At 71.1% G+C, this 26,376-nt stretch carries 20 protein-coding genes; 7 read left to right on the forward strand and 13 right to left on the reverse strand.

Annotated elements, in window-relative coordinates; genetic code table 11:
- Positions 1-277 precede the first annotated feature (277 nt).
- Positions 278-1,765, reverse strand: coding sequence for an MFS transporter (locus OG607_RS05310; protein WP_405736573.1), 1,488 nt, complete (start codon positions 1,763-1,765; stop codon positions 278-280).
- Positions 1,766-1,938: 173 nt separating this feature from the next.
- The gene (locus OG607_RS05315) at positions 1,939-2,307 is read right to left on the reverse strand and encodes a four-helix bundle copper-binding protein (protein WP_405719434.1); all 369 of its coding nucleotides are present in this window, start codon (positions 2,305-2,307) and stop codon (positions 1,939-1,941) included.
- Between the two features lie 204 nt (positions 2,308-2,511).
- On the opposite strand from OG607_RS05315, the gene OG607_RS05320 reads away from it, so the two are divergent.
- Both OG607_RS05320 and OG607_RS05325 read left to right on the forward strand, forming a co-directional pair.
- Complete coding sequence (locus tag OG607_RS05320; protein ID WP_405719437.1) at positions 2,512-4,461, forward strand: hypothetical protein; 1,950 nt, start codon at positions 2,512-2,514, stop codon at positions 4,459-4,461.
- Positions 4,462-4,545: 84 nt separating this feature from the next.
- On the forward strand, positions 4,546-5,574 hold the full coding sequence (locus OG607_RS05325; RefSeq protein ID WP_405719439.1) for an LLM class flavin-dependent oxidoreductase: 1,029 nt from the start codon (positions 4,546-4,548) through the stop codon (positions 5,572-5,574).
- Positions 5,575-5,863: 289 nt separating this feature from the next.
- Here the strand turns inward: OG607_RS05325 and OG607_RS05330 are convergent, their stop codons facing one another.
- The 4 genes from OG607_RS05330 to OG607_RS05345 form a co-directional block, all read right to left on the reverse strand.
- Complete coding sequence (locus OG607_RS05330) at positions 5,864-8,185, reverse strand: discoidin domain-containing protein (RefSeq protein ID WP_405719442.1); 2,322 nt, start codon at positions 8,183-8,185, stop codon at positions 5,864-5,866.
- Positions 8,182-9,306: a hypothetical protein gene (locus tag OG607_RS05335; RefSeq protein ID WP_405719445.1), complete on the reverse strand. Its 1,125-nt coding sequence runs from the start codon at positions 9,304-9,306 to the stop codon at positions 8,182-8,184. Before OG607_RS05335 ends, OG607_RS05330 begins: the two co-directional genes overlap by 4 nt.
- On the reverse strand, positions 9,303-10,748 hold the full coding sequence (locus OG607_RS05340; RefSeq protein ID WP_405719447.1) for an alpha-L-fucosidase: 1,446 nt from the start codon (positions 10,746-10,748) through the stop codon (positions 9,303-9,305). The genes OG607_RS05335 and OG607_RS05340 overlap by 4 nt, the downstream gene beginning before the upstream one ends.
- Positions 10,749-10,889: 141 nt before the next feature.
- On the reverse strand, positions 10,890-11,912 hold the full coding sequence (locus tag OG607_RS05345; RefSeq protein WP_405719449.1) for a LacI family DNA-binding transcriptional regulator: 1,023 nt from the start codon (positions 11,910-11,912) through the stop codon (positions 10,890-10,892).
- A 91-nt stretch (positions 11,913-12,003) separates the two neighbouring features.
- On the opposite strand from OG607_RS05345, the gene OG607_RS05350 reads away from it, so the two are divergent.
- Positions 12,004-13,818, forward strand: a complete 1,815-nt coding sequence (locus OG607_RS05350) for a glycoside hydrolase family 35 protein (protein ID WP_405719451.1) — start codon at positions 12,004-12,006, stop codon at positions 13,816-13,818.
- A 16-nt stretch (positions 13,819-13,834) separates the two neighbouring features.
- On the opposite strand, the gene OG607_RS05355 is transcribed toward OG607_RS05350, so the two are convergent.
- The 3 genes from OG607_RS05355 to OG607_RS05365 all read right to left on the reverse strand — a co-directional run bounded on the left by OG607_RS05355 (position 13,835) and on the right by OG607_RS05365 (position 16,033).
- Positions 13,835-14,344, reverse strand: coding sequence for an O-acetyl-ADP-ribose deacetylase (locus tag OG607_RS05355; RefSeq protein ID WP_405719454.1), 510 nt, complete (start codon positions 14,342-14,344; stop codon positions 13,835-13,837).
- A 23-nt stretch (positions 14,345-14,367) separates the two neighbouring features.
- Positions 14,368-15,210: an NUDIX domain-containing protein gene (locus OG607_RS05360; RefSeq protein WP_405719457.1), complete on the reverse strand. Its 843-nt coding sequence runs from the start codon at positions 15,208-15,210 to the stop codon at positions 14,368-14,370.
- A gap of 61 nt (positions 15,211-15,271) precedes the next feature.
- The gene (locus tag OG607_RS05365) at positions 15,272-16,033 is read right to left on the reverse strand and encodes a pirin family protein (RefSeq protein ID WP_405719459.1); all 762 of its coding nucleotides are present in this window, start codon (positions 16,031-16,033) and stop codon (positions 15,272-15,274) included.
- A gap of 86 nt (positions 16,034-16,119) precedes the next feature.
- Between OG607_RS05365 and OG607_RS05370 the strand changes: the two genes are divergently transcribed.
- Together OG607_RS05370 and OG607_RS05375 are read left to right on the forward strand one after the other, a co-directional pair.
- Entirely contained in the window at positions 16,120-16,989 is an 870-nt protein-coding gene (locus OG607_RS05370; protein ID WP_405719462.1) for a dioxygenase, read from the forward strand.
- Positions 16,986-18,077 carry a maleylacetate reductase gene (locus OG607_RS05375; protein ID WP_405719465.1) on the forward strand — a complete coding sequence of 364 codons (1,092 nt, stop codon included), beginning with the start codon at positions 16,986-16,988 and terminating at the stop codon, positions 18,075-18,077. The genes OG607_RS05370 and OG607_RS05375 overlap by 4 nt, the downstream gene beginning before the upstream one ends.
- Before the next feature lie 453 nt (positions 18,078-18,530).
- On the opposite strand, the gene OG607_RS05380 is transcribed toward OG607_RS05375, so the two are convergent.
- Entirely contained in the window at positions 18,531-19,634 is a 1,104-nt protein-coding gene (locus OG607_RS05380) for an LCP family protein (RefSeq protein ID WP_405719467.1), read from the reverse strand.
- A gap of 225 nt (positions 19,635-19,859) precedes the next feature.
- Here OG607_RS05380 and OG607_RS05385 point away from each other — a divergent pair, with 225 nt between their 5' ends.
- Positions 19,860-21,611 carry a hypothetical protein gene (locus OG607_RS05385; RefSeq protein WP_405719470.1) on the forward strand — a complete coding sequence of 584 codons (1,752 nt, stop codon included), beginning with the start codon at positions 19,860-19,862 and terminating at the stop codon, positions 21,609-21,611.
- An 89-nt stretch (positions 21,612-21,700) separates the two neighbouring features.
- Here OG607_RS05385 and OG607_RS05390 read toward each other — a convergent pair whose 3' ends face one another.
- A complete protein-coding gene (locus tag OG607_RS05390; protein WP_405719472.1) occupies positions 21,701-22,360 on the reverse strand; it encodes a cutinase family protein in 660 nt (219 codons plus the stop codon).
- Between the two features lie 216 nt (positions 22,361-22,576).
- Between OG607_RS05390 and OG607_RS05395 the strand changes: the two genes are divergently transcribed.
- Complete coding sequence (locus OG607_RS05395; protein WP_405719475.1) at positions 22,577-24,106, forward strand: carboxylesterase/lipase family protein; 1,530 nt, start codon at positions 22,577-22,579, stop codon at positions 24,104-24,106.
- Here the strand turns inward: OG607_RS05395 and OG607_RS05400 are convergent.
- Positions 24,092-25,303 carry a PucR family transcriptional regulator gene (locus tag OG607_RS05400; RefSeq protein WP_405719477.1) on the reverse strand — a complete coding sequence of 404 codons (1,212 nt, stop codon included), beginning with the start codon at positions 25,301-25,303 and terminating at the stop codon, positions 24,092-24,094. The genes OG607_RS05395 and OG607_RS05400 overlap by 15 nt on opposite strands.
- Positions 25,304-25,423: 120 nt before the next feature.
- A complete protein-coding gene (locus OG607_RS05405) occupies positions 25,424-26,368 on the reverse strand; it encodes an alpha/beta hydrolase (protein ID WP_405719480.1) in 945 nt (314 codons plus the stop codon).
- Positions 26,369-26,376 lie beyond the last annotated feature (8 nt).

Below are 26,376 nucleotides of genomic sequence, written 5' to 3' on the forward strand. Positions count from 1 at the left end.
ACCCCCACCGGCTGGTGGCCGCGAGCGGGCCGAAGGGGACGGTGGAGGGATGCGCCCGGAAGCGACGAGCGAGGATCCCGGGCACGAACAAGGCCGACCCAAGTCGCGAGCGCTGAGGACGCAGTCCCGGCAGGCGGCCCCGACCGCACGACAACAGCAGGCGCACAACGGCCAACCCAGCCCGTCCGGCGATTGAGGACGGAACCGCCAACCATGGCAGGCGGCACCGCAACGGCACCGCCAGCCATGACAGGCGGCATCCCGCGGCACCACCGCGCTAGCGCGAGACCTCCGCCGGGTCGGCCGCGCCCTGGAGGCGTTCGAGGTCCGAGGGCCGTACCTGGATGACGAGCAGAGCGATGAGCGCGGAGACGATGGTGAACGCGGCGGCGACCAGGAAGGCCGTGGTGATGCCGCTGGTGAGGACGTGGTCGCCCCAGACACCCGGAAGCTGGCCGGTCTGCCGGAGGACCGCCCGCTCCGCGGGCGTCGCCTGGGCCAGAAAGGCCGGCAGCTGGTCGACCGCCTCGTTGCGGCTGGCCGTGCCGAAGGCTGTGACGAGGATGGAGAGGCCGAGCGAGCCGCCGACCTGCTGGGTGGCGTTGAGCATGCCGGAGGCCGCGCCGGACTCCTTCGCGGCGACCCCGGAGACCGCCATCAGGGTAAGGGCGACGAACTGCAGGCCCATGCCCAGGCCGAACAGCAGAAGCGGGCCGAGGATGCTGCCGAGGTAGGTGCTGTCGATGTCGGTGAAGGTCAGCCAGATGAGCCCGGAGGCGCAGAAGAGGGCGCCGCCCACCATCAGGGGTTTGGGGCCGAATCTGGGCAGCTGTTTGGAGGAGATCGCGGCGCCGACGGCGACGACCAGGCTCACCGGGAGGAATCCGAGACCGGCCTGGAGCGGGCTGAAAGCCAGGATGTCCTGGACGAAGAGGGTGAGGAAGAAGAACATGCCGAAGATGGCGGCGGCGAGGCTCAGCATGATTCCGTACGTTCCCGCCCGGTTGCGGTCGGCGAACAACTTCAATGGCGTGATCGGCTGGGACGTGGTCCTTTCGATGAGGATGAACGCCGTGAGCAGAGCGATGGCCGCGCCGAATGCGGCGATCGTCAGCGGATCGCGCCAGCCTTCCTGGGCGGCGCGGATGAATCCGTAGACGAGAGAGACCATTCCCAGTGTCGAGGTGAGCGCCCCGGCGAGGTCGAAGTGGCCCGGGTGGCGGGCGGATTCCCTGATGACGTGGGGCGTGGCGAGGGCGATGAGAACCGCGATCGGCACGTTGACGAAGAAGATCCAGCGCCAGTTGAGCCATTCGACCAGCACTCCGCCCGCCAGCAGTCCGATGGCGCCGCCACCCGCCGATACGGCGGCGAAGACGCCGAAGGCGCGGTTGCGCTCCGGGCCTTCGGTGAAGGTGGTGGTGATCAGGGCCAGCGAGGTGGGCGAGGCGATGGCCCCGCCGACGCCCTGGAGGGAGCGGGCGGCGAGGAGTTCGGCGGAATTCTGGGCGAGTCCGCCGAGCAGTGAGGCCAGAGCGAAGAGCAGGACGCCGAAGATGAAGACGCGGCGGCGGCCGAGGATGTCGCCGGCCCGGCCGCCGAGCAGGAGCAGGCCGCCGAAAGTGAGGGTGTAGGCGTTCAGGACCCAGGAAAGGCCGGTGGTGGAGAAATCGAGCGAGGTCTGGATGTGCGGGAGCGCGATATTGACGATGGTGATGTCGAGCACCACCATCAACTGACACGACGCGATGACGGCGAGCGCCACGCCCTTGCGGTCCGAGGTCGTCATGGCGACCCTCTTTCAGTGAACGACGGCGTTCACTCGTTCAACGCTAGAACCGCACCTCACTGATCGCAATCTCTCACCACCCGGTGCGCCGGGCGGGTGACGGGGAGCCCCGGGGCGGCAGGCCGGCCCGGGGCTCCCCGTCGTTCGCGTCAGGCGGTCGCGCCGGCCATGGCGCGGCACATCTCGGCGCAGCGGCGACAGGACTCGGCGCAGCGGATCATCTGCGGGTCGTCGGGCATGGACATGCACGCCTGCGCGCACATCTCGCAGGCCCGGGCGCACATCGCGCTCATCTCGGCCGCCAGCGGCGACCGGCGCATCATCATGTCGGCGCACATTCGGGTCATCTCACTGCAGTCGATGAGCGCGCGCATGATCTGCATCCGGTCCTGGCCGCCGCTGCCCATGGACATGCAGGAGCTCATCGTCTCCTCGCACATGGTGTGGCACGACATGCAGGCCTCGACGCAGTCCTGCATCGCCTTGCTCATCGGGGCCATGGTTCCGGCCTGGGTCATGATGCCTCCTCGTGGACGGGGGCGGCCGCTGCGGCCGCCCCTACGCCTCCGTCCTACGCCCGCCCGCCGCCTCGCGCCATCGCAGATCCGCGCCCGGGCACGCCCTCCACCGTCGCGCGGTACAGGACATGACAGGCATGGATATCCGTGACGAAGGGGATCCATAGGGTTGTCCGATGATGGACGCGACGTGGGGGGATCCGCGTGAACACAGCGAGCGTCGCTGCGACCCTGAACGCAGGGGGCTTCTGGGACCAGTCCGGCGGCACAGCCGTATGGGTGCTGTCCATCCTCGGGGTCGTCGCGGTGATCGGGGCCCTGCGGCTGCCGTCCGCGCTGCACCTGCGGTACCGAGCCAACCGGCTGCTGCCCGTGGTGATCCGGCAGGACCACACGCTGCTGGGCGGGCAGGCCAACGGCGGCACGGACACCGGCGGGGGCCCGCATCCCCGCCACCACGAGCCGACGCACACGGGCGAGCTCGCCGCGTACATCACGGCGCATCTCGCGGCCGACTCGCTCGGGCCGCGCGTGCTCACCCCCGGCAGCGGCACGACCACGGGCCCGGACCCGGCGCCGGAGACCACCTCCTCCCCGCACGGGTGGGTGGACGTGCTGAAACGGCTGGCCTTCTTCCGGCCCCGGGCCTATCACGTCCTGCTGAGCTCGCTGTCGGCCGAGGGCGAGCGTCCACGGTTCTCCGTCAGGATCCTGTTCGTGCCCAGGAACACGGTCGTCGCCGCCACGGTCCTGGAGGCGGTGCCCGACCCGGAGGGCGGTCCAAGGCGGACGGAGGCGCAGCGCCGCGAGGAGTTGTACGAGCGGATCGCGTGCTACTGCACGGTCAAGATCCTGAGCGACCCGCGCACCCAGGACCGGATTCCGCGCTGGGAGAGCTGGGGCGACGACCCGGACGCGTACCGCTTCTACCGCATGGGCATCACCGCCCAGGAAGCGGCGCTGGCCGCGAAGAAGAACAGCGAGCCGGACAGGGAACGCGACCTGTATCTGATGGCCGGCGGCTTCTACGCGGACGCGGCGGCGCTGGTGCCGGGCAATCTGACGGTGCGGCTGCACCAGGCAGGCGTGCTGGAACTGATCGGCCAGCATGACGTCCCCGGAAACGAGTCCGGGGAACAGGCCCGGCAGCGGGCCGGCCATCTGCAGAACGCGATCCGGATCTACGAGGACTGCGTCCAGCTCTGGCCCGAGCACATCGAGACGGCCTACCGCCTGTCCATCGCCTGCGCCGAGAAAGGCGCCGGTACGCAGCCACAGGTGCCCGGATCGGACGACGGTCATGACACGCACCTGCCCGAGGACTACGAGCGCGACTCGGTCACCCATCTGAGGTGGCTCCGGCTGCGGCTGACCCGGCGGCGCGTGCTGCGCCGCTGGGCCCGCACCTGGCTGCCGGGCCGCCGCAATCTCGGCGAGCGCCGCTACTGGCGTCAGTGGATGGCCCTTGAGCGGCCGCTGCCGTCGCTGCGCAGTCATCGCCGGGCCTTCCTCGGGGCCGTACGGATAGCGGAGGCGGCCGAGGTGCTGCGCGCCGCCCAGCCCGGGGCGGCCGACCCCGGCCGGCCGGGCCGGGAGCGCCGGCCCGCGCCGGACACGGTGGAGAAGGCCTTCCGTACCGTCGCCAAGGAGGTCACCGGCGGTTTCTGGCGGCGGTGGCGATGGCTGTGGGCCCGCCCGTGGTGGGGGATGCGCCGCCTGCTCTACGCCGACCACCACCACCGCCACGCCCACGCCGGGCTCGACCACGAGCAGGCCCTGAAGTCCGGATCCGAGCCGAGCCGGATCCCCAACCGGGCCTCCGCCGGCTACCTGGTCTACTACAACGCCGCGTGCTTTCTCAGCCTGGCCCTTTCCGTGGACGCCTCCGGCATCCCCGGCGACTTCGAGAGGACCGGTGCCGTCGACGAGTGGCGCGAGGACTGCGCCCGGGCGGCCATCGTCCAGCTGAACAACAGCCTCCGGGTCAGCCGCAGCCAGTTCTCTTCCGCCTGGGCCGAACGCGACTCCGATCTGCGTCCGCTGTTCACCGGACGGCTGCCCGGCGGCCCCAGGACCGTCGAGCGGCCGAACCACCGCTGGGCGCGCACCGGCCGCAACTGGGCCCACTTCGTCAGCATCCACCTCCCGGACTGAGCGTCCAGGGCACCCTGGGCCGCCCGCTCCACACCGGCGGCCACCTGCCACAATCGGGACAGCGCCGAACGATGGAGGAGACCTGTGCCGCTGCCCACCCAACCACTGCGCACGCTCGGCTTCCTGACCATCGGGCTGTTCGACGGAGCCGACCCCCGGCGGGGCCACGAGTCGACGCTGGAGATCATCGAACTGGGCGAGCGGCTGGGCTTCGACAGCGCGTGGCTGCGGCACCGTCATCTGCAGTACGGCATCTCCTCCCCCGTCGCCGTCCTGGCGGCGGCCTCGCAGCGCACCACCCGCATCGCGCTGGGCACCGCCGTCATCCCCCTGGGCTGGGAGAATCCGCTGCGGCTGGCCGAGGACCTGGCCACGGTCGACGTCCTGTCCGGCGGCCGCCTCAATCCGGGCGTGAGCGTCGGCCCCCCGATGCACTACGACCAGGTCAAAGGCGCCCTCTACCCCGACACCGCCGACACCGAGGACTTCAGCTACGAACGCGTACGGCGGCTGCTGGACTTCGTGCGCGGCGAACCCGCCACGGACTTCAGCGGCGTCGAGGGCTTCGAGGTGTTCTCCGACCGCGTCCAGCCGCACTCCCCCGGCCTGGGCGACCGCATGTGGTACGGCGGCGGCAGCCTGCGGTCGGCCCAATGGGCCGGAGAAAACGGAATGAACCTCCTGACCAGCAGCGTAGTGAAGGCCGAGGAGTCCGGGTCAGGGTCCGGGTCCGAGGACTTCGCGCAGATCCAGCTCTCGCACATCCGGGCCTTCCGCGCCCACCACCCCGACGGCGACCGCGCCCGCGTCTCCCAGGGGCTCGTCGTCATCCCCACGGACAGCGCCTCGCCCGAGCAGCGCGCGAAGTACGAGGAATACGCCCGGAAGCGGACACCACGCACCCTCACCCCGCAGGGGCCGGCCCGCCTGATGTTCGCGCCCGATCTCGTCGGCACCTCCGCCGAGATCGCCGAACAGCTCTACTCCCACGCCGCGTTCCGGGAGGTCGACGAGGTCACCTTCGCGCTGCCCTTCACCTTCGACCACGAGGACTACGTGCAGATCCTCACCGACATCGCCACCAAGCTCGGCCCCGAACTGGGCTGGCAGTAGGGCCTGTCCGGGGGATCTCCGTGGGAGAAGGAGCGGCCCGCCGCGCCAGCGGCTGATGTCACAGCGGTGCCTGCGATCGCAAGGCGCCGGAGCGCCCACAGGGTGGTTTCCTGTGGGCCCGCCGCGCCAGCGGCTGATGTCGCAGTCGGCAACGCCGCGAGCTCCCCCAGCCCCTGGGGGCTGGGAGGTGCCCCCAGGTGCCAGGCCATGCGACGCCACGGCCGCGCCGCGCCAGCGGCTAAAGGAGAACAGCCCCCGGACAGGCCCTAGGCCTGAGCTCCGGCCGGGCCTACTCGGCGGTGCGGTAGACGGCGATCTCGGTCATGGTCGGGGTGTACTGCTCCGTCGCGATCTGCCCGGTGAGCGCCACCCGGAGCCGGGAGGTCGTGACGCTGCCGAAGCCGGTCACGGTGCGGTCGTGCCCGATACCGTCGTCGCGGCTGGTGAAGGTCACCCAGGCACCGGTCCCGGCGTCCCAGCGCTGCAGCGCGAAGGACTGCACCCGTGGGTTGGTGCCCGAGTCGGTGTACTCGTCGAGGTACACCTCGTCGAAGGTGGTGTCCGCGCCGAAGTCGACGTCGAGCGTGATCGGGTAGGCCGCGTCATCGGCCGCGGCCCAGCGGGTCGTGAGGTCGCCGTCGGTCAGTTTGTCCGCGGTCAGCGTCCCGTTCGCCCCGGGGTGGGTCGAGCTCGCGGTGACCGGTTTGCCGAGCGCGAGGTCGACGCGGTTGTCCGTCTCCTCCTCGATGGGATCGTCGTCGACCGGATTGGTGACCTGTGGACCGATGCGGCTCTCGGCGATGCCGATGTCCGGTGCGTCACCGTAGTAGATGTGCGTGCCGAGGAAGTCCGCTGTGCCCAGGTGCGGGTTGTACCGGCCGGCGTCGATGAGCGGTGAGTCGTCGCGCAGCGCGAAGTGCGCCGCGGCCTCCCGGATCCGGGCCACGCCCGCCCCGGTGACGTAGTCGGCGGGGTCTGCGACGAACCGCGGGTCGGCCCGCAGCCCCCTCGGGTCGGCCGGTTCCTGGCTGGAGTGGGTGCCGCCGGACTCGTAGTAGTCGTTGTTGGAGAACACGGCCTGTCGCAGGGCGCCGGTCCGGCGGTACCAGGGCGTCGGAGTCGTCGTCGAGGTGTTGTAGAAGATGTTGTTGAGGAAGTAGACGCGGCTCAGGAACGTCTCGTCGTGGACGTAGTCGAGGTCCGCGCCGTCGTAGACGAAGGTGTTGTTGGTGAAATAGGTCGGCGAGTAGTTCGTCGACAGCATGTTCTTCACGAGCACGCCGTTGTCGTTGACGCTCAGGTTGTAACGGGCCACCGAGTTGGAACTGTTGCCCATGTAGGCCATCCAGCCCGCCGAGTTGTCGTGCGAGTAGTTGTACTGGTAAGTGACGTTGAAGTTGGTGTACTCCAGGTCCCAGGGGGTGCCGTCGTACTCGTTGTCCGGACCGCCGTAGACCTCGTTGTACTGCATGACCGAGTCGGCGCCCGCCCACAGGTAGAGCGCGCAGGACACCGCGTCGTAGCGCTTGAGGAACCCGTTCACCTCGTTGTACTCGACCGTCATGTTCTTGGTGTCGGCGAGCTGGATGGCGCCCTGGCCGATGCTCTCGGCGTAGTTGTGGCCGATGTAGACGTCACGGCTGTACAGGTCGCGGGTGCGCACCCACAGCTGTTCCCAGCCCTCGTGCCACTTGCCGTTCTCGTCGTACTGGCCGGCGTCCGCGCCATCGGCAGCGAACCAGTTGAACGCGAACTGGACGGCGTGCAGCTCTACGTTCTCGAAGGTGTTGTTCTCGATCCGGACGTCCTTGAAGTAATAGCCGCCGGTGCCGTACGCCTTGTAGCTGCGGCTGCCGAAGACCTGGAAGTCGACTGCGCCGTAGTGGAGTTTCTGCCAGTAGCTCGGGCCGTCGAGGTTGTGGACGAACACGTCCGAGATGCGGAAGTGGTCCATGATGCTGTCCGCGCCGCTGTTCAGGAGGTCGGCGTTGATCGACACCATGATCCCGTCGCGGACGTAGGACCCCGCGGTGATGTCGGTCGCGAAGTCGTCGTCATTGGACAGCTCGACGTTGTTGATCTCCCAGTACTGCTGATTGCGCAGCACGATGGCACCGGTCAGGCCGACGGTGGCGGGATTCTTCGTGCCGTCCGCGTTGAACGGGCTCGGCACCTTGCCGTTGGTCGCGATGTACGGCCGGCCGGCGTTCGGGTCGCCGTACGCCGAGATGGTGACCGGCTTGCCGGAGCTGCCCGAGCCCTTCGGCCACAGCTGCTGGTCCTGCCACTGCTCACCGGCCTTGAGCAGAATGCGGTCGCCCGGTGCGAACGTGGTCGCGTTGGCCTTGGCCAGGGTGCGCCAGGCGGTCGCCGGGGAGGTCCCGGCGGAGGCGTCCCGGCCGAGGGTGGCGTCGATGAAGTAGTCCTTGCCGCCGGTGGTGTTCGGGGTGTTGCCCGGCCAGGACGCCTTGAGGGCGGGGCGGGCGCGGTCCGGGGCCACAGCGGCGTGCGCGGGCGGAACGAGCGATCCGACCAGCAGCGCGGCGAGCAGGGCGATGAAGCCTGCGTACAGCGACCGTATGGGAGGTGGTTCGGTACCGAAAGGTCTCATTGCTGCACATCCTCTGCGTTGACGGCGTCCATCGCCGAGGCGTCGATATCGATGTCGCCGTGATCGACCCGGCGCTGGATCAACTGGTCGAACTTCTCCTCGACGAGCGACTGCCGGATCCGCTGGCGGTAGTCGGCGAAGGCCTTGTCCTCATCGACGTATCTGCTGTCGAGCTCGTAGTAGGTGATCTGGCCGGTGCCCGTGACGGGGGCGGAGATCCGGCCCGGTGCGAGCTTTCCGAGCACCGCCATGAGGTCCTGGTCGTGTGCGGTCAGCCCGGCGGTGCCGCTGCCCTCGTACGTGGCGGTCGTGAACCTGGCACCGGGTTCGCGGGCGGCGACGGCCGCGAGACGCCCGGCGGCCTTGACCCGCCGCTGCAGGCCGGTGGCGTAGTCCGGGGCAGCGCCGGCGGGCACCGGCACGACGAGCTGCGCGTACTTGTACGTCGTCGCGTTGGCGCTCCAGGCGTCCTTGTCTGCGTCGAACGCCTTGCGGACCTCGGCGTCGGTGACCTGGAGCGGCGCGTCGGCGCCCTCGCCGAGCCGCTCCTTCAGAGCGGTGGTGAGCTCGGTGAGCCGGTGCGTGTAGTACTCCTCGGGGGAGAACCGCGTGACGCCGTAGACGGTCCGGCCGGCGGCGACGGCATCTGCTCGGTCCTGGTTCTCGGTGGCCAGGTCCGCGACGAAGTCCGCGTAGTCCACGGAGTCGGTGAGCCCCTGCTCCTTCGCGAGGACGAGCGTGGTCTTGTCCCGCCAGATCTCGTCGAGCGCACGGGTTTCGAGCCGCTGGAGCGCGGTCTGGTCGCCGGCTTTCGTGTTCCAGTCGATCGCGCCCCGCAGGTGGTACGTGTTGCGCAGCTCGTTCTGCACGGTCGGGGCGAGCCGCCGCATGTGGAAGAGCACTTCGTCGCGGGTCACGGGGTGCCCGTCGAGGGAGGCGACCTCGTCGCTGGTGCGGTGGTTGAGCATCGTCAGGCCGGTGACCAGCAGCGCGGCGAGGGCGACGCACACGCCGGTGAACAGGACGACGGCCCGGCGCGACGGCCTGCGTGACGTACGCGACGGCCTGCGTGACGTACCCGGCTTACGCGACGTGCCCGGCCTGGGCAGGGTGCCCTTCATGAGGCCGCTCCGATCGCGGCCACCCGGGCGACGACGGGCGTGTCCCGGACCTGGGGTACCTCGATCCGTACGGCGTCGACCTCGACCGGCGGGAACGTAAGGATGCGCTGGTGGCCCACCGCGTGTGCCTCGGCGAGCGTCGTCCAGCGGCCGTCCCGGTGGCGGCCCCGGACGACGACGTGCTCGATGCGCTGCCCCTGCGTGATGTCCTCGCCGAGGAGGACCGCCTCGACCGGGCGGGGCGGTGCGAACGCGAGTGTCACGGCAGGCAGGGGGTCCGCGTCGTCCGGCCGCCAGGGCGTGTGCCCGCTGCCGGGCCATGCGGTCGCGACGTCGCCCGGAGTGCCGGACGAGACCGTCGCGGTCGCCTCGATCCGCCGTGCCCGGAAGTCCTCGATGCGCCGCCCGAGCCGCTCCAGCACCGCCACGTCGGGGTCCCGTACGCGCCCGTCCCGGGCCGGCGGGACGTTGAGCAGGAAACAGGAGTTGCCGCCGACTGCACGCAGGTAGACGGTGAACAGCTCGTCCACCGAGCGGACCTCGGTGTCCTCGGCGGGGTGGTGGAACCAGCCGGGACGGATGGAGGTGTTGACCTCGGCCGGATACCAGACCAGGTCGGCCTCGTGCCCGGCCAGCGCGGCGCGGCTGCCGAGGTCGCGGTCCTCGCTGCGCACGAGCCGGGCGAAGGCTCTGTCGTCCGCCTTCTGCGAGCGGTCCGCGGTCCGTTCGGCGTCCTGGAGGGCGCGCGGGACCACGCTCCATTCGTCGGGGCGGGTGTCCCCGGCCTCGTTGCCGCACCAGCGGACGTCGGGCCCGCACACGCTGATGACCGCGTACGGCTGCAACTCCCGTACGACCGCGTAGTACCGCTCCCAGTCGTAGACCTGGACCTTGCCGTTCGGGCCCTCGCCGTTCGCGCCGTCCAGCCACACGGAGAACACCGGTCCGTACCGGGTGAGCAGTTCGGTGAGCTGGGCGATGTAGAAGTCGTCGTACGCGGTCCCGGAACCATAGGACGCCTCGGTGCGGTCCCAGGGGGACAGGTAGATCCCGAACCGCAGGCCGTGCCGCCGGGCCGCGTCGGCGACCTCCGCGACCACGTCGCCCCGGCCGCCCCGCCAGGGCGAGGAGGCGACCGAGTAGGCCGTGACGTCGCTCGGCCACAGGCAGAACCCGTCGTGGTGCTTGCAGGTGAGGATCACGCCGGTCATCCCGGCGCTCTTGAGTGCCGCGACCCATTGGTCGGCGTCGAGACCGGCCGGGTCGAAGGCGGCCGGGGCGTCGTGTCCCTCGCCCCACTCCCGGTCCGTCATCGTGTTCATGCCGAAGTGGACGAATCCGTAGAACTCCATGGCCTGCCACGCGACCTGGCGGGCGCTCGGCCGGACCGCCGCCAGCGCCCGTCCGGTGACGAGCGGCGCCGTGCGCGTCGATTCGTTCATGCGGTTCCCTTCCACTGATGCGGGGGGCGGGAGCGGTCAGCCACGACGTCGATCTCTGGGTCACATGGCGATCCGGGTTGTTACGGTGGCATCGATAACATGGACGCGCAAGAGGCACTCACCGAACGACTGAAACGGATCTCAGGGAAGACGCGGCGGCGCCGTGGAGCCGCGTACCGACAGCGACGCGGCAGCCACGGACTCCTCCACGCCGGCGTCGTCGCCCCGCAGCAGCAGGGCGACGGCCGCCGCGCCGTAGCGGTAGAAGTCCTGCCGGACGGTGGTCAGCGGCGGAGAGCAGTGGGCCGCCAGGGCGATGTCGTCGACGCTCACGATGGACACGTCGCCGGGCACCGACCGGCCGCGCTCGTGCAGGGCGCGGATCACCCCGAAGGCCATCTCGTCGCTGGCGGCGAAGACCGCGGTCACCTCGGGGATCATCGCGATGATCTGCCCCTGCCGGTATCCGGAGTCGGGCGACCAGTCGCCCTCGAGGGGCGGCGGCGCCTGGATCCCGGCGGCGGCCAGGCACTCCTGCCAGCCCTGTCGCCGCTGGCGCGCCTCGATCCACTCGTCCGGCCCGGAGACGTGCCAGACCTGGCGGTGGCCGAGGTCGAGCAGGTGCTGCGTGGCGACGCGGCCCGCCTCCCGCTGGTCGATCCCGAGCACCCTGGCGCCCGCGGTCCGCGAGCCGTCGAGGGTGACGGTCGGGATGTTCCGGGTGATGTCCTCCATCTTCTGCGTCACGGAGATGAGCGGCACGGCGATGACGATGCCGTCGACGCCCTGGTCCGCGAGCTTGGACAGGGACCGCTCCATCAGGCCGGTGTCCAGCGCGGCGATGGTCGCGATGGTCACCGCGTACCTGGCCTCGTCCGCGGCCGCCTCGACGCCGGCGGTCACCGCCGAGCGCGAGTAGTACCCGCCGGTCCGCAGCAGCACGAGTCCGATGGTGTGGCTGCGCCCGGAGGAGAGCGCCCGGGCGGCGTTGTTGAACTGGTAGCCGAGCTGTCGCACGGCGGCGAGCACGCGCCTTTTCGTCTCGGGGTCGACGTTCGGCGAGCCGCGCAGCGCGCGCGAGACGGTCTGCGCCGACACCCCGGCGGTCCGGGCCACGTCAGCCATGCTCGGCTGCCTCGTTGGCCGTGCGGCACCTTCGGTCATGGCGCTCCTGTCCCGCGGAGGGCCCGCGACGTCGTCGAGCAGATCATATCGAGGATGTTACGTATGGCATCGATAACATAGGCTGTACGTTGTGAGTCAGCTGCCCACGAAACCCATCTCTCCGGCCCCGGCCACGAGCGCCCTCACCTGGCACGGACGCCGGCTGTACCGGCACGGCGTCCCCCATCGCGTCCTGTCCGGAGCGGTCCACTACTTCCGCGTCCATCCCGGCCTCTGGCGGGACCGGATCCGCCGGATCGCCGACCTCGGGCTCAACACGATCGACACGTACGTCGCCTGGAACTTCCATCAGCCCCACGAGGGCGTGGCGCCACGCTTCGACGGCTGGCGGGACGTCGAGCGGTTCATCCGCACGGCGGGCGAGGAGGGCCTGGACGTCATCGTCCGGCCCGGCCCGTACATCTGCGCGGAGTGGTCCAACGGCGGCCTGCCGAGCTGGCTCACCGGCCGGGACATCGCAATCCGCAGCTCCGACCCGGCGTTCACCTCGGCCGTCGGCCGCTGGTTCGACGAGCTGGTCCCGCGTATCGCCGCGCTCCAGGCCGCCGAGGGCGGGCCGGTCGTGGCGGTGCAGGTGGAGAACGAGTTCGGCAGCTTCGGCGACGACCATGCCTACCTGCGCTGGAATCGCGAGGCCCTGACCGCACGCGGCATCCGGGAGTTGCTGTTCACCGCCGACGGACCCACCGAGCTGATGCTGGACGGCGGCACCCTGCCCGGGACGCTTACGGCCGTCACCCTGGGCTCCAGGCCCGACGCCGCCCGGCAGCTCCTCGCGGCCCGGCGGCCGGACGAACCGTTCGTGGTCGCCGAGTTCTGGAACGGCTGGTTCGACCACTGGGGCAAGCGGCACCACGTCCGCGGGGTGGAAAGCGCGGTCGGCACACTCCGCGACATCATCGCCGACGGCGGCAGCGTGAGCGTCTACATGGCCCACGGCGGCACCAACTTCGGGCTGTGGGCGGGCGCCAACGACCACGAGGGCCGGCTGCGGCCCGTTGTGACGAGCTACGACTCCGACGCGCCGATCGCCGAGGACGGCAGCCTCACCGCCAAGTTCTTCGCCGTGCGCGAGGCGCTCGACGCACATGGGCCCGTCCGGTCGCCCGCGCGGATGCCGACGCTCCCGCCGGCCCGCGTCCCCCTCGTCCACCGCGCCGACCTGCTCGCCGGCCTCCGCGCCGTTCCGGCCCCGACCTCGACCGGCCCGCGCCCCGCCTCGTTCGAGCGACTCGGGCTCGACGCGGGAATGGTCCTGCACACCGCGCACCCGCGCATCCCGGCGGGCGAGCACCGGCTCGTCCTCACCGACGTACGCGACCGGGCGCTGGTCTTCGCCGACGGCGCCCTCCTCGGCGTCGGCGACCCCGACGGCCCGGAACTCCCCGTGCGCGGAACCGGCGACGCGGTACGGCTGGAGGTCCTGGTCGAGAGCCTCGGCCGGGTGAACTACGGGCCCGGCATCGGCCGGCACAAGGGCCTGCTCGGTCCCGTCCTCGTCGACCGGCGAATCGTGCAGGGCTGGGACAGCACGCCGGTCGCGCTGCAGGAGTGGTCCGCCACGGAGCTGGCCGGGGCGGTCGCCGCCGGCCCTGCGACCACGCACGCCGGGTTCGCCGTCGCGACGTTCCACGTCGACACGCCCGCGGACACCTTCCTCGCGCTGCCGGGGTCGAGCCGTGGCCTCGTCTGGGTCAACGGGTTCCTGCTCGGCCGCCACTGGGAGATCGGGCCGCAGGTCACGCTGTACTGCCCGGCACCGCTGCTGCGCGTGGGCGAGAACACCGTGACGGTCCTGGAGCTGGAGCGGCTCGGCGCAGTCCTGGAGCTGCGGGACCGCCCCGAGCTGGGACCGCCGGAGGAGTACGTCGAGGAGTTCGACTGACGTAAGGAAGGGACCGTCAGTTCACCAGCGCGGCGAAGGCCTCGTAGGCCGCTTCGTCGAAGAGCACGAACCGCACCTCTTCCACCGCCGTCTCCGCGTCCCGCACCGTCTCGACGGCGATGCGGGCGGCGTCCTCCATCGGCCAGCGGTAGACGCCGGTGGAGATCGCCGGGAAGGCGACCGTCCGTGCGCCCAGCTCGTCCGCGACCGCCAGTGACCGGACGAAACACGAGGCGAGCAGGGCCGGGCCGTCCGGGGAAGCGCCCCAGACCGGGCCGACGGTGTGGATCACCCAGCTCGCGGGCAGCCGGCCGGCGGTGGTGGCGACCGCCTGGCCGGTGGCCAGACCCTTGCCGTAGTGGGAGGCACGGAGGTCGCGGCAGGCGGCGAGGATCTGCGGGCCGCCGCGGCGGTGGATCGCGCCGTCGACGCCTCCGCCGCCCAGAAGGGAGGAGTTGGCGGCGTTCACGACCGCGTCGACGGCCTGCTCGGTGATGTCTCCGCGGACCAGGGTGATGTGTGCCATGCACGCGATCCTGCCACTGCCCGCTACCAGTCGCAGGGCACGGTCAGGTCCTTGAGGGAGTCGCACAGAACGGCCGGCGTCCGCGGCCAGCCGTGCCGGTACCAGTGGGCGATGCGCCAGCCGAGCCGCTTCGGCCAGAGCGTCAGGCCGGGCAGGTCGGCGACCGGCACCCACACCGGCGACGCCTGCTCCACGTCGAGGTCGAGCGTGGCGCGGGGGCCGATCTCGCCGGCCGCTTCGACCAGGAAGTAGTGGCCCGGGTGGGAGCCGCCCCACAGGTTGCGGTTGACCTGGGCGATCTCGCGGATGATGGTGCCGGTCAGCCCGGTCTCCTCGGTGAGTTCGCGCAGTACGGCGTCCTGCGGGGTCTCCCCCGGCTCGATGCCGCCGCCGGGGATCTCGTACATGTCCTGCGGGCGGTCCCAGTACTTGATGAGCAGGATCCTGCCGTCCCGGATGACGATCGCGCCCGCCCTCGACCGCTTCGGCGGCCTCCCGTCCGGGTCCTCCAGCACCAGCCGGCCGTCCCACCACGGATCGCCGGACCAGGAGCGCAGGATCGCCTCGCTCGCCGTCCAGGGGGTGATCGGCAGGTGGACGGCCTCCTCGCGGGTCAGCAGCCGGGCCCGGCCGGCGTGCTCGGCGGTAGCCCGGAAGTACAGGTGCGTACCGGAAACGGTGCGCACCTCCAGCCTGGGCTCGGGCTCGACCTCGATCTCGCAGCCGAGCGCGGTGCGGGCCGCGTCGACCGCCGTGGCGGCGGGGTCGCCGCACGGCGGTACGGGGGCTCCCGGCAGGTTGCAGGGGTCCTGGACGGCAAGCCGTCCGTCGTGGAAGAGGATGACTCCGGCATGCAGTGAGGACATCCTCCGGACGCTATCAATCACCCCTGGTGCCGGGGCGAGTTGTTTCCGGGCCGTTGCCGGATCAGCCGAACTGGACGGTGGCGTCCATCTCCCACAGCAGCAGTTCCGCACCATCCGCACCGGAGGTGACCCGCTGGCCCTCGGCCGCCGTGACGCGGACCGAGTCACCGGCACGCAGCAGGCCCGTGCCTTCGAGCGCGGCCTCGCCCTTGGCCACGTAGAGGTGGACGAACGGAGCCGTAGGAAGGACCAGGGTCTCGTTCGCACCCATGCGCGCCGCCTGGAGGGCGGCGTGCTTCTGCGCGATGGAGATCGCCCGGACGTCACGGTGCTTGGCCATGCCGGAGGCAACCGTGGTCCAGCCGCCCCGGGCGAGCTCGTCGTTGATGTCGAGCTGCTCGTAGCCGGGCTTGATGCCCTGCTCGTCCGGGAAGACCCACATCTGGACGAAGTGGACGGGCTGCTGGTGCTCGGGCTCGCCCGTGAGCGTCCAGGAGTCGTTCTTCTCGCTGTGGAGGATGCCGGTGCCTGCGCTCATACGCTGGGCGAGGCCGGGGTAGATGACGCCGTTGTGGCCCTCGGAGTCCTGGTGGACCAGGCCCCCGTCGAGCACCCAGGTGACGATCTCCATGTCACGGTGGGGGTGGGTGTCGAATCCGGTGCCGGGGGCGACGATGTCGTCGTTGGAGACCAGAAGCAGCCCGAAGTGGGTGTTGGCGGGGTCGTAGTGCCGGCTGAAGGAGAAGCAGTGGTGGGAGTCGAGCCAGCCGGCACGGGTGTGGAAGCGGTCGTCCGCCCGGCGGATGTCCAGCTGGGTGTTCATGTCACTCCTTGCCTCGGTGGTCTCTGCTTCCAACGTAACATGTTGAATCTCGAACTATATTCCGAGAAGCGAACGAGGTAGACACGATGGCCACCGACTTCACCGAGGAGACCGCGACCGCCGCGGTCGTCGAGAGCTTCGAGAACACCCCGGACCCGCGGCTGCGGGAGATCCTGGGCAGCCTGACCCGCCATCTGCACGATTTCGTACGGGACATCGAGCCGACGATCGAGGAGTGGGAGCAGGCCATCGGCTTCCTCACCGCCACCGGGCACACGTGCGACGACGTCCGGCAGGAGTTCATCCTGCTGTCGGACGTGCTCGGCGTCTCGATGCTGGTGGAGACCGTCAACGACCGCAAGGCGGCCGCCGCCACCGACTCCACGGTGCTCGGCCCCTTCCACGTCGTGGAGTCCCCGGCCCGCGAGCCGGGCGAGTCGATCGACCTGCTCGGCACGGGTGAGCCCTGCGTGGTCACCGGGCGGGTCCTGTCGGTCGACGGCACGCCGCTGCCGGGGGCGCTGGTGGACGTATGGCAGTGCAACGAGCAGGGCTTCTACGACGTGCAGCAGCCGGATGTCCAGCCGCCCGGCAACGGCCGCGGGCTGTTCACGGCCGATGACGCCGGGACCTTCCGCTTCCGTACGGTCGTGCCCTCGCACTATCCGATTCCGACCGACGGGCCGGTGGGCGATCTGCTCAGGGCGAGCGAACGGCATCCGTACCGCCCTGCGCACATCCACTTCATCGCCGGGGCGGCCGGGCACACACCGGTCACCACGCACATCTTCGTGGCGGGCAGCCCCTACCTGGAGTCGGACGCGGTGTTCGCGGTGAAGAAGAGCCTGGTCGAGGAGTTCACGGCGATGGACGACCCGGAGCGGGCGGCCGAGTTCGGGGTGGCGAACCCCTTCCGGCTGGCGAACTTCGACATCGTCCTGCAGGCCTCGTCATGAGCGGCGACTTCGTCTACGAGGCGCTTCCGATGCGGGTCGTCTTCCGCCCCGGCTCCTCGACCACGGCTGTGGCGCAGGAGGCCGAGCGCCTCGGCCTGCGCCGGCTGCTGGTGCTCTCGGGCGCCCGCGGCCTCGGCACCGCGCAGGCCGTGGCGGACTCGCTCGGCGGGTCCTGCGTCGGCGTACACCCCGGCGCGGTGATGCACGTCCCCGTCGAGGTCGCGGACGAGGCGGTCGAGGTGGCCCGCAAGCTCGACGCCGACGGCTGCGTCGCCGTCGGCGGCGGCTCCGCCATCGGCCTGGGCAAGGCGATCGCGCTGCGCGCCGGCCTGCCGCTGATCGCCGTGCCCTCCACGTACGCGGGCTCCGAGATGACCCCCGTCTGGGGCCTCACCGAGGGCGGCGTCAAGCGCACCGGCCGCGATCCCCGCGTCCTGCCGCGCAGCGTCGTCTACGACCCCGAGCTCACCCTGTCCATGCCGCCCGCCCTCTCCCTCACCAGCGCCATGAACGCCCTCGCCCACGCCGCCGAGGCCCTCTACGCCCCCGACGCCTCCCCCGTCATCTCCCTCATGGCCGAGGAAGGCGTACGCTCCATCGCCGCCGCGCTCCCCGCCATCACCGCTCCCCCGGGCGCGCCCGGCTCCGCCGGTGGGCCCCGCGCCCAGGCCCTCTACGGTGCCTGGCTCTGCGGCGCCTGCCTGGGGGCCACCACCATGGGCCTCCACCACAAGCTCTGCCACGTCCTCGGCGGCACGTTCAACCTCCCCCACGCAGCCACCCACACCGTCCTGCTGCCCTACGTCCTCGCCTTCAACTCCCCCGCCACCCCTGCCGCCTCGGCCGCCCTCCGCCGCGCCCTCGGCGGCGTCCCCGACCCCGCCGCCGAGCTCCACTCCCTCGCCCGCCGCCTCGGCGCCCCCCGCTCCCTCGCCGACCTCGGCCTCCCGCCCGACGGCATCGCCCGCGCCGCCCACCTGGCCGCTTCCGCCCCCTACGCCAACCCCCGCCCCGCCTCCCCCGACGACCTCCAGGCCATCCTCACCGCCGCGTACGACGGGGCTCCGCCGCCCCCGTCAGGTGGGTGAGCGGGCTTCCCCCCCACCCCGCCCCTTCCCGCTGCACCCGATCAGCGGCTGGCGCCGCGTGGCGGGCTCCGCCCGGACCCGCCAGGGGCTTCGCCCCCGGACCCCCGAACGCCCTGCGGGCGTGTCCTCAAACGCCGGACGGGCTGAACTTGCCGTCCGGCCGGGAGGGGACACGCCGGGGGCCCCTATCCCTCGTGCGGTCCTCGCGGGCGCTGCGCTTGCTTCGGACCGGGGCGCGGTCGCGGGATCGACGTGGGAGGGGACACGCCGGGGTTCTCCCGCAGCGCGACGAGCGAGGATCCCGGGTCCGACATGAAGGCGCCAGAGTCGCGAGCGCCGAGGAGAGATCCCCGATGGTGGCACCGACCCCACAACACAACCAGGCGCACCACGGCCAACCCAGCCCGTCCGGCGCTTGAGGACGGAACCGCCAACCCCGACCGGGCCAGGGCGTCAGCCCTTGGGCAGGGCCGTGTCGTTCCTCAGCGCCGTCCAGACCTTGGTCGCCGCGCTCGTGGCCACGACCCGGTTGGGGTCGGAGGGCGCGGTGGTCACCGGCATCGTGATGGCGGTGAGGTTGTCGGAGCCGATCTCGCGGAGGCTCGACCCGAGGCTCATGAGCTCGCTCAGGGAGTCGAGGTCGGTGTCGGTGGTGATGGCGCCGGTGGCGGTGACCGCGACCTCGTAGAGCTTGGCCGGGTTGGTCAGGAGGTCGGCGGAGGACACCTGCTTGAGGAGCGCCTTGATGAGCTGCTGCTGGAGCTTGATGCGGCCGAGGTCGCTGCCGTCGCCGACGCCGTGGCGGGTGCGGGCGAAGGCGAGGGCCTTGGTGCCGGAGAGGTGGTGCGTACCGGCCTTGAGGTGGAGGTGGCTCTGGTCGTCGTCGATGTCCTGGGTCGTGGTGACGGTTACGCCGCCCAGGGCGTCGATGAGCTTGGCGAAGCCGCTGAAGTCGATCTCGATGTAGTGGTCCATGCGGACGTTGGTGAGTGTCTCCACCGTCTTGACCGCGCAGACCGCGCCGCCGACCGAGAAGGCGCTGTTGAACATGGCGCTGTAGGCGGCAGAGGTCGTACCGCCACTGGAGGTGGGGCAGGACGGCCGGTAGACGAGCGTGTCGCGCGGGATGCTGACGACCGTGGCCTTGGTGTGCGCGTTGTTGATGTGCACGATCATCGCGGTGTCGGAGCGGGCGCCGCTGCTGGTGCCGCCGCCGAGCTTGGAGTTGCTCTTGCCGCTGCGCGAGTCCGAGCCGAGGACGAGGATGTTCATCGCCCCGGTGGCGACCGGTGTCTGTGAGGCCGAGGCCGAGGCGGACGCGGACGCAGACGCACCGGCGGTGACCTTGGAGGGGCGGTCGGTGCCGAGCGCGCTGTTGATGTCGACGCTCTTGATGTTGTTGTCCAGGTGCCAGTACGCGATACCGGCCGCGGCGCCGCCGGCGGCGAGGACGCACGCGAGGGCGACACCGGACGCTATGAGGACGCGGGATCTGCGTCGTCGTCGGGGTGCGGCGCCGGGTTCGTCGCCCGTCGGCACCTTGTGGTCTGCGGTCATGCGGACGAACTTAGGTGCGGATTGTTGCGTTCAGCGCCGACGATCCCCCTTTCTTGGGAAGATCTCATAAACGTTGGGAAGATTTCATAAAGCGCAGGTCCGAGGCTGTGCGACGGCTGTGGCCGGGGCCCGCGCTGTGCGTCGGTGACAAGCGCGCGACGGGTCTTGCGCAATCTGCTCAGCGCCGCCTGACGCCCCGGCCACCCCGCCCCTACCGTCCGGTAGATGAATGAGAGCCGCAAGAGAGGTCAGACAGGTCAACGTCGGATATGGCGGAGCGCCGCGCTGGCGGGACTGCTCGCCGCCGGGTCACTGACCGGGGTCTCCGGCACCGCGCGGGCGCAGACCGCTGCCACGCGTGTGGAGACTGCGGTCGTGTCCAAATCACCGGTCACGGGTGTGACCGAATCCGTGGTGCGGGTGAAGATCGCGCTGCCCGCGTCCGTGGGGAGCCATCCGGCCGGGTGCGACTGGCTGTCGTATCTGCGCTACCGCGACAGCGCGGGCCCGGCTGCCTCGGCCGACGCCGACAAGGTCCTGGTCGCCCATCCGGGCATCCTGGAGGGCGCCGGGGCCTTCGACAGTGTCGCCCGCAACACCGTCGTGCAGGCGGCGAAGAAGGGGGAGCACATCGAGTTCTGGGCACTGGACCGGCGCTCGAACTGCCTGGAGGACCGCACCGGGATCCAGGCGGGGCTGGACTCGGGCGATCCGCACGAGGCGGTCGACTACTACTACAACGGCACGTCGGTGGAGGGTAGGAGCTTCGCCGGCTACCTGGACAACAGCCAGATCGGCTGGCTGTCGAAGATCGGTCTGGAGCAGACCGTCCGCGACGAATACGATCTGCTGGCGGCCGAACTGCCGTCCCAGAGCCTGCGCAAGCAGAAGGTGCTGTGCGGCGGCCACTCCCTCGGCGGGGTCCTCACAGGCTACTTCGCCGCCTGGGACTTCGACGGCAGGGCAGCCACCACCGCCGACGCCGGATACAACCAGTGCTCGGGCTACTTCGCCCTCGACACCACCATCTCCACCTCCCTCGCCGACCTGCAGGGCAGCATGCCGGCCGACCTCGACATCCCTGACGTCGGCATCGGCTACGCCGCCGTACAGGCAGGTCTGGACAGCGGCCTGCTGCCGCGCTCGGTATCGGCACCCGCCGTGATCAACGCGGAGACGATGACGCTGCTGTCCCTGGCCGGGCTGTGGGCCACGACCGCCCCGGACGCCGAGTCGGATCTCGCTCTGTCGGTGCCGCCGAACACCAATGTCGACACGACGAACCGGCTGCTGTTCTCCAAGGACGCCGCGACCTTCCTCCTGGGGACGCCGACGGTCGAGGACTTCCGGCTCACCAACGAGGCCGCGCTCGGCACGCTCATGGACGACAACTCGGTGCCGGTGTCCTTCATCCAGTCCAGCGTCGGCTTCTACGACGGCGGAAGCATCACCGACAAGAACTTCCCCGTCGCGAACGGCGACGACAGTCTCTCGTCCATCACCGGCACCGAGTACAAGGCCATCCCGGCGCTGCCGCACGGCCCGCTCTACACCTGGCGCAACTACGACAAGGTGGGCGCCGCCGGCGATCCCGGCTACACCTCGGCCGACGGCACGCCCTTCACCGACGCCTCCAAGGAGGTCACCGACATCCAGGAGCTCGCCCGCAGCCTGTCCGAGCAGCCGCTGGACTTCACCGAGGACTACTTCCCGACCAAGCTGGTCACCGACATCGAGCTCGGCACCTCGCCGCAGATCAGCAGGTTCGTCGTCCATCCGGACGGGCTGACGGCCAACCCCAACCTGACGGTGCTCGCCGGCGACGGCCTGCTGGCGGGCCACCCGCCGGCCGGCCTCGACCCGGTCGTCGCGCCCGGCTACCAGCACCTGGACGTGCTGACCGCCGCGCCGGTGCAGAACAACGGCGAGCCGGAGACGGTCTCCGCGCATCTGGCGCAGTTCGCGGTGGAGCACTGACGTCCGGACAGGAGCCGCACAAGGAGGCCCGGGGAGTCGCGGCTCCCCGGGCCTCCTTGTGCGGCTCCTCTTGCGGCTCTTCGCTCCGGTCACACCCTGCCCGCGGCGAAGGCGGCTGCCTCATCCGCCCTGTTGGTGTACGTGAGGTGCGCCAGGACGTCGTTCCCGCCGTTCTGGCAGATCGGGTCACCGGTCGCGCAGAAGTCGATGGTGCGGCTCTGGTACGTGCCCGTGACGCTCTTGCCCAGAGCCCGGATCGGGTTGCCGAACAGGAGGACGGCGGCCACCTTCGGCTCCAGGGCGGCGGGGATGGTGGCGACGATGGGGCTGCCGACGACCGCGCCCGCACTGCTGATGCCGATCGAGTTGTCCACGACATTGGCGCCCTGCGAGTAGCCGACCAGGATGAAGCGCTGGTTCGGGCAGGAGGCCGCCTGGCTTTTGACGTGGTCGACCAGGTCGGCATTGCCCTGAGCGGCCGAGGTCAGGTCCAGGCTGGCCGGGTAGTCGACGGCGTAGCTCGTGAGGCTCTTGCCCGTGATCTTCTTCTGCAGCGCCGCGTAGACCGGGTCGCCGACGACGATCCCGAGGGTGCCCGGCTCGAAGGTGCCGCGGGCCGCGACGACGTCGAGGTCCGCACAGGCCGCCGACGCGGCCGGGGCGGTCACCGCGACCAGACCGGCGCCGGCGGCCAGGGTCGCGGCGGCGACGGCCAGCCGTATTATCGAGTTCTTCATGTGGGGGAACATGTGGGGGAATCCTCCGAATGTAATGCGCATGGCAAGCGCGGCGAATGGACGGCCCGACGCTAACCGCCCCGCATTTGAAGGTGTTAGCGAAGGGAATGACAAAGCAATGACGGAATTCACTCCGTTGTTGAGTAGGGGAACCGTGCCGTCTTTGGCAGAGTTGTCACAGGTGGGCGGCGTTTCATGACAGGGATGGGAAAACCGATGAGATCCACGATGAGATCTGCTGAACCTGAAGTCCGCACCGCCGGGGGGATTGTGCGCGGGCGGACGCGGGACGGCCTCGCCGTCTTCCGTGGCATTCCGTTCGCGCAGCCGCCCGTGGGCGAGTTGCGTTTCGCCGCGCCCCGCCCCGCCCACGGCTGGGACGGGGTGCGCGAGGCCGCCGTGTTCGGGCCGGCGCCCCCGCAGTCCGCCGCGCTGGGCGGGCCGGGCCCGGCGGGTTGTGCCGACGGGGACGCGGACTGGCTGACGGTGAATGTCTGGTCGCCGGAGATTTCGGGCGGCGGCGCGGGCGGCCTGCCGGTCATGGTGTGGATCTACGGCGGCGCGTACATGTCGGGCGAGGCCGGTGATGCCACGTACGACGGGGCGGTGCTCGCCCGGCACGGCGAAGGCGTGGTCGTGGTGACCTTCAACTACCGCGTCGGTATGGAGGGTTTCGCGCACATCGAGGGCGCCCCCGCCAACCGCGGCCTGCTCGACCAGGTCGCCGCCCTCGAATGGGTCCGGGACAACATCTCCGCCTTCGGCGGCGACCCCGGGCGCGTCACCGTCTTCGGCGAGTCCGCCGGCGCCGGCTCCCTCGCGTCACTCCTGGCCATGCCCCGCGCCGCCGGGCTCTTCCACCGGGCCATCGCCCAGAGCGTGCCCGGCACCTTCTTCTCGGCCGAGCTGGCCTCCGACATCGCCACCGCGGCCGCCGCCGAACTCGGGCTGCGCCCGACGGCCACCGACCTGTCACGGGTCGACCCGGCCCGGCTGGTCGGCGCGGGGGACGCGACAGCCGCCAAAATGCTCCAGTACGAGGGACGTTGGGGCCAGGTCGCGCACACCCCCAGCCCCTTCTCCCCGGTCGTCGACGGCGACGTACTGCCGCTCACGCCGTGGCAGGCCCTCGCCGGGGGCAACTCATGGGCGCGCGATGTCGAGCTGATCACCGGTCACACCCGTGACGAATACCGGCTCTTCACAGGCCTGGCCGGTCAGCTCGGCCGGATCACCGGCGAACAGGCGGACACGGCGCTGCGCGCCTTCGCGCCCGACCCCGACGCCTTTCGCGCGGCCCACCCCGGCGCCGGCCCCGGCGAGCTCCACGAACGCGTCCACTCCGACTGGCTCTTCTCCGCGCCCTCCCTGCACCTCGCCCACGCCCACGCCTCGGCCGGTGGCCGTGCCCACCTGTACGAGCTGACCTGGTCCTCCCCCGCCATGGGTGGCATCCTCGGCGCCTGCCACGGCCTCGACGTCCCCCTCACCTTCGGCACCTTCGGCGTCGGCTTCTCCCTTCTCCTCCTCGGCGACACGCCCCCGCCCGAGGCGGCGGCCCTGTCCGAGCGCATACGCACCGCCTGGACCTCCTTCGCCACCCACGGCGACCCCGGCTGGCCCCCCTACGACCCCGACCGGCGCCTCACCCGCGTCTGGGACACCGACCCGGCCGTCGTCCCGTACCCGGAGGAGGCCTCCCGCGTGCTGTGGCGCGACCATGTGTTCGCGGCTCTGCCGCTGCTAGCCGGGCCGTAAGGACGCCGTGCGGAGGGCGAGTTCGAGGTCGAAGCGGACCTCGGGGTCGCGGAGGCGGTCACCGAAGAGCTTGTCCAGCTGACGGAGGCGGTAGCGGACCGTCTGCGGGTGGATGTGCAGTCGCGCGGCCACGTCGCCGACACTGCTGCCGCTCTGCAGCCACGCGAGGAGCGTTTCCGCGAGCCGGTCCCGCTGCGGGCCCGCCGCCGATTCGAGCGGCGCGAGCACCTGCTCGGAGAGCCGCCGCATCAGCGCTTCGTCCCCGTAGAGCAGCAGCGTGGACAGGTGATCCGTACACCGGACGATGCCACGCCCCGGCAGGATGCCGCGCCCCATCAGGGCGAGCGTACGGGTGGCGAGGCGCAGCGAATCGGCGGCTTCGCCGAGCGGCACGGTGGGCCCGACCGCGGCGGGGCGGCCGCGCAGCGCGAGCGCGAGGCTGCGGCCCCGCGCGCGGCCGGGGGTCTCGGGGTCGGGGACGACGAGGCGGGGCGGGCGGGTGTCCATGTCGACCAGGACACCGGCCGGGACCATGAGGCGGTCCTCGTCGTCTCCTTCGGGGGACGCGGCGAGGGCGACGACGGCGACCTGCCCCGGCATCGGCCACTGCGCGCTGTGCGCGAGATCCTGGACCGCCTCCGCCGAGGCCGGCGGGTCGGCGAGCAGCAGGTCGAGCAGGCGCTTGCGGCGCCGCTGCAGCTCGCCGGTGCTGCGCAGCTGTGCCTCGGTGTAACCGGCGGTCGCGGCCTCGGCGACCTCGTGGATGGTCACCATCGCCGCCTCCGCCAGCCCGGCCAGCACCACGGCGTCGAGTTTCTGCTCCTCGGCCGTGACGCCCAGCAGGCGCCAGGCCACCCGTCCGCCGATCCGCAGCGCGGACTGCAGGGCGTCGAGGCTGCGGCCCTCGAGGGCCTCGCCGCGGCCGATCTCGTAGTACGTCGCGGCGACCGACTCCCAGTCGCGCAGCGGGTCGGCGATCAGGTCGACGAAGAGCGTCAGGGCCTGGACGACGCCGGCTCTGACCATTCTCACGTAGGTGTCATCGGCGGGCCGGGCGTATTCGGGGACGCTGCTGCGCACTTCGCGTTCCACTTCGTCCGCGACATCCTCGAGCTGGGCGCGCAGCAGTTCGGCCAGCTCGACCGGTATCGCGGCGAAGGGATCGCTCGTGATGCCCTGTGGGGTGGGAATCACCATGGCGGACGGCTCCTTTCCGCTTGGCGGGGCCGTCGACACTATCGGGAGAAGCGGCGCGACGATGCCGAACCGGACACACAGCCCCATCACCGCCATTTGTCCGATGGTGACAACGTCAGGCTAAACGCCCAGCGCGGCGGCGAGAATCGGCCAGGACGTGGTGAACTCCTTCTGCCAGTACTCCCAGCTGTGGCCGCCGCCGGAGTAGTAGTGGGTCGTCACCGGGATGCCGAGCAGGCCCAGCAGGGCGGTGAAGCTGTGGGCGCTGGGCCACAGCGCGCTCTCCAGGGCCTCGGGAAGCCAGTCGCCGAGGCCGCCTGCGAGGCCGCTGCCTTGTGAGACGTACAGCGGGGTGCCGCGCAGACCGGTGGCGCGGGCCCGGGGGTTGAAGGAGTTCCAGGTGAGGAGCTGGAGGATCGGGTTGCCCCAGAGTGACCACGCGGACAGGTTCTCCCGGGAGACGATCGCGTCCACGATCGGCGGCACTCCGAGCAGGGTGGTGTCGAGGATGCCGCTGTAGGAGGCGGCCGCGGTGAAGGCCCCCGGGTTGCGGGCGGCGTGTGCCATCGCGCCGTAGCCGCCGGTGGAGACGCCGGCGACGGCGCGGACGGTGGACGCCCGGTAGGTGCCGCGCAGGACGGCGGGGACCTCGGTGAGCTGGAAGGTCTCGTAGTCGGTGCCGTCGAGCCACTTGGTGGGGATGCCGGTGGGGCCGGCGTCGGGCATGGCGACGATGAGGTCCAGGCCCTCGGTGAAGGCCTCGATGTCGGTCTCGCGGGTCCAGGAGGTGTAGTCGTCGTGTGCGCCGTGCAGCAGGTACAGCACGGGCCAGGTGCGGTTCGGCTGCGTGGCGTGGGCGGTGGGCAGGATGACGCGGACGGGCGCGCTGCGGCCCAGCGCCGCCGAGGTGACGGAGATGTCCAGCGTGCGCGCGCTGATCTGGGTGGCGGCCTGCGCGCGGGCCGTGGTGGCGGCGCCGAAGAGCGCGGCGAAGCCGGCGGCGGCCGCGGCTTTGGCGACGGTCCTTCTGGAGGGGGTGACAGGGGTGGCTGTGGGGTGGTGCATTGCGGCTC

Origin of the sequence: Streptomyces sp. NBC_01537 (assembly GCF_045040445.1) — a bacterium.
Taxonomy (GTDB): Bacteria; Actinomycetota; Actinomycetes; order Streptomycetales; family Streptomycetaceae; genus Actinacidiphila.

Bases quoted from the DNA above. Each gene is read 5' to 3' on its own strand.
- OG607_RS05390 (WP_405719472.1), bottom strand. From the start codon at position 22,360: ATGTTCCCCCACATGAAGAACTCGATAATACGGCTGGCCGTCGCCGCC.
- OG607_RS05395 (WP_405719475.1), top strand. From the start codon at position 22,577: ATGAGATCTGCTGAACCTGAAGTCCGCACCGCCGGGGGGATTGTGCGC.
- OG607_RS05345 (WP_405719449.1), bottom strand. From the start codon at position 11,912: ATGACCGAAGGTGCCGCACGGCCAACGAGGCAGCCGAGCATGGCTGAC.
- OG607_RS05315 (WP_405719434.1), bottom strand. From the start codon at position 2,307: ATGACCCAGGCCGGAACCATGGCCCCGATGAGCAAGGCGATGCAGGAC.
- OG607_RS05355 (WP_405719454.1), bottom strand. From the start codon at position 14,344: ATGGCACACATCACCCTGGTCCGCGGAGACATCACCGAGCAGGCCGTC.
- OG607_RS05340 (WP_405719447.1), bottom strand. From the start codon at position 10,748: ATGAACGAATCGACGCGCACGGCGCCGCTCGTCACCGGACGGGCGCTG.
- OG607_RS05365 (WP_405719459.1), bottom strand. From the start codon at position 16,033: ATGAACACCCAGCTGGACATCCGCCGGGCGGACGACCGCTTCCACACC.
- OG607_RS05380 (WP_405719467.1), bottom strand. From the start codon at position 19,634: ATGACCGCAGACCACAAGGTGCCGACGGGCGACGAACCCGGCGCCGCA.
- OG607_RS05370 (WP_405719462.1), top strand. From the start codon at position 16,120: ATGGCCACCGACTTCACCGAGGAGACCGCGACCGCCGCGGTCGTCGAG.
- OG607_RS05360 (WP_405719457.1), bottom strand. From the start codon at position 15,210: ATGTCCTCACTGCATGCCGGAGTCATCCTCTTCCACGACGGACGGCTT.
- OG607_RS05375 (WP_405719465.1), top strand. From the start codon at position 16,986: ATGAGCGGCGACTTCGTCTACGAGGCGCTTCCGATGCGGGTCGTCTTC.
- OG607_RS05400 (WP_405719477.1), bottom strand. From the start codon at position 25,303: ATGGTGATTCCCACCCCACAGGGCATCACGAGCGATCCCTTCGCCGCG.
- OG607_RS05405 (WP_405719480.1), bottom strand. From the start codon at position 26,368: ATGCACCACCCCACAGCCACCCCTGTCACCCCCTCCAGAAGGACCGTC.
- OG607_RS05330 (WP_405719442.1), bottom strand. From the start codon at position 8,185: ATGAGACCTTTCGGTACCGAACCACCTCCCATACGGTCGCTGTACGCA.
- OG607_RS05385 (WP_405719470.1), top strand. From the start codon at position 19,860: ATGAATGAGAGCCGCAAGAGAGGTCAGACAGGTCAACGTCGGATATGG.
- OG607_RS05335 (WP_405719445.1), bottom strand. From the start codon at position 9,306: ATGAAGGGCACCCTGCCCAGGCCGGGCACGTCGCGTAAGCCGGGTACG.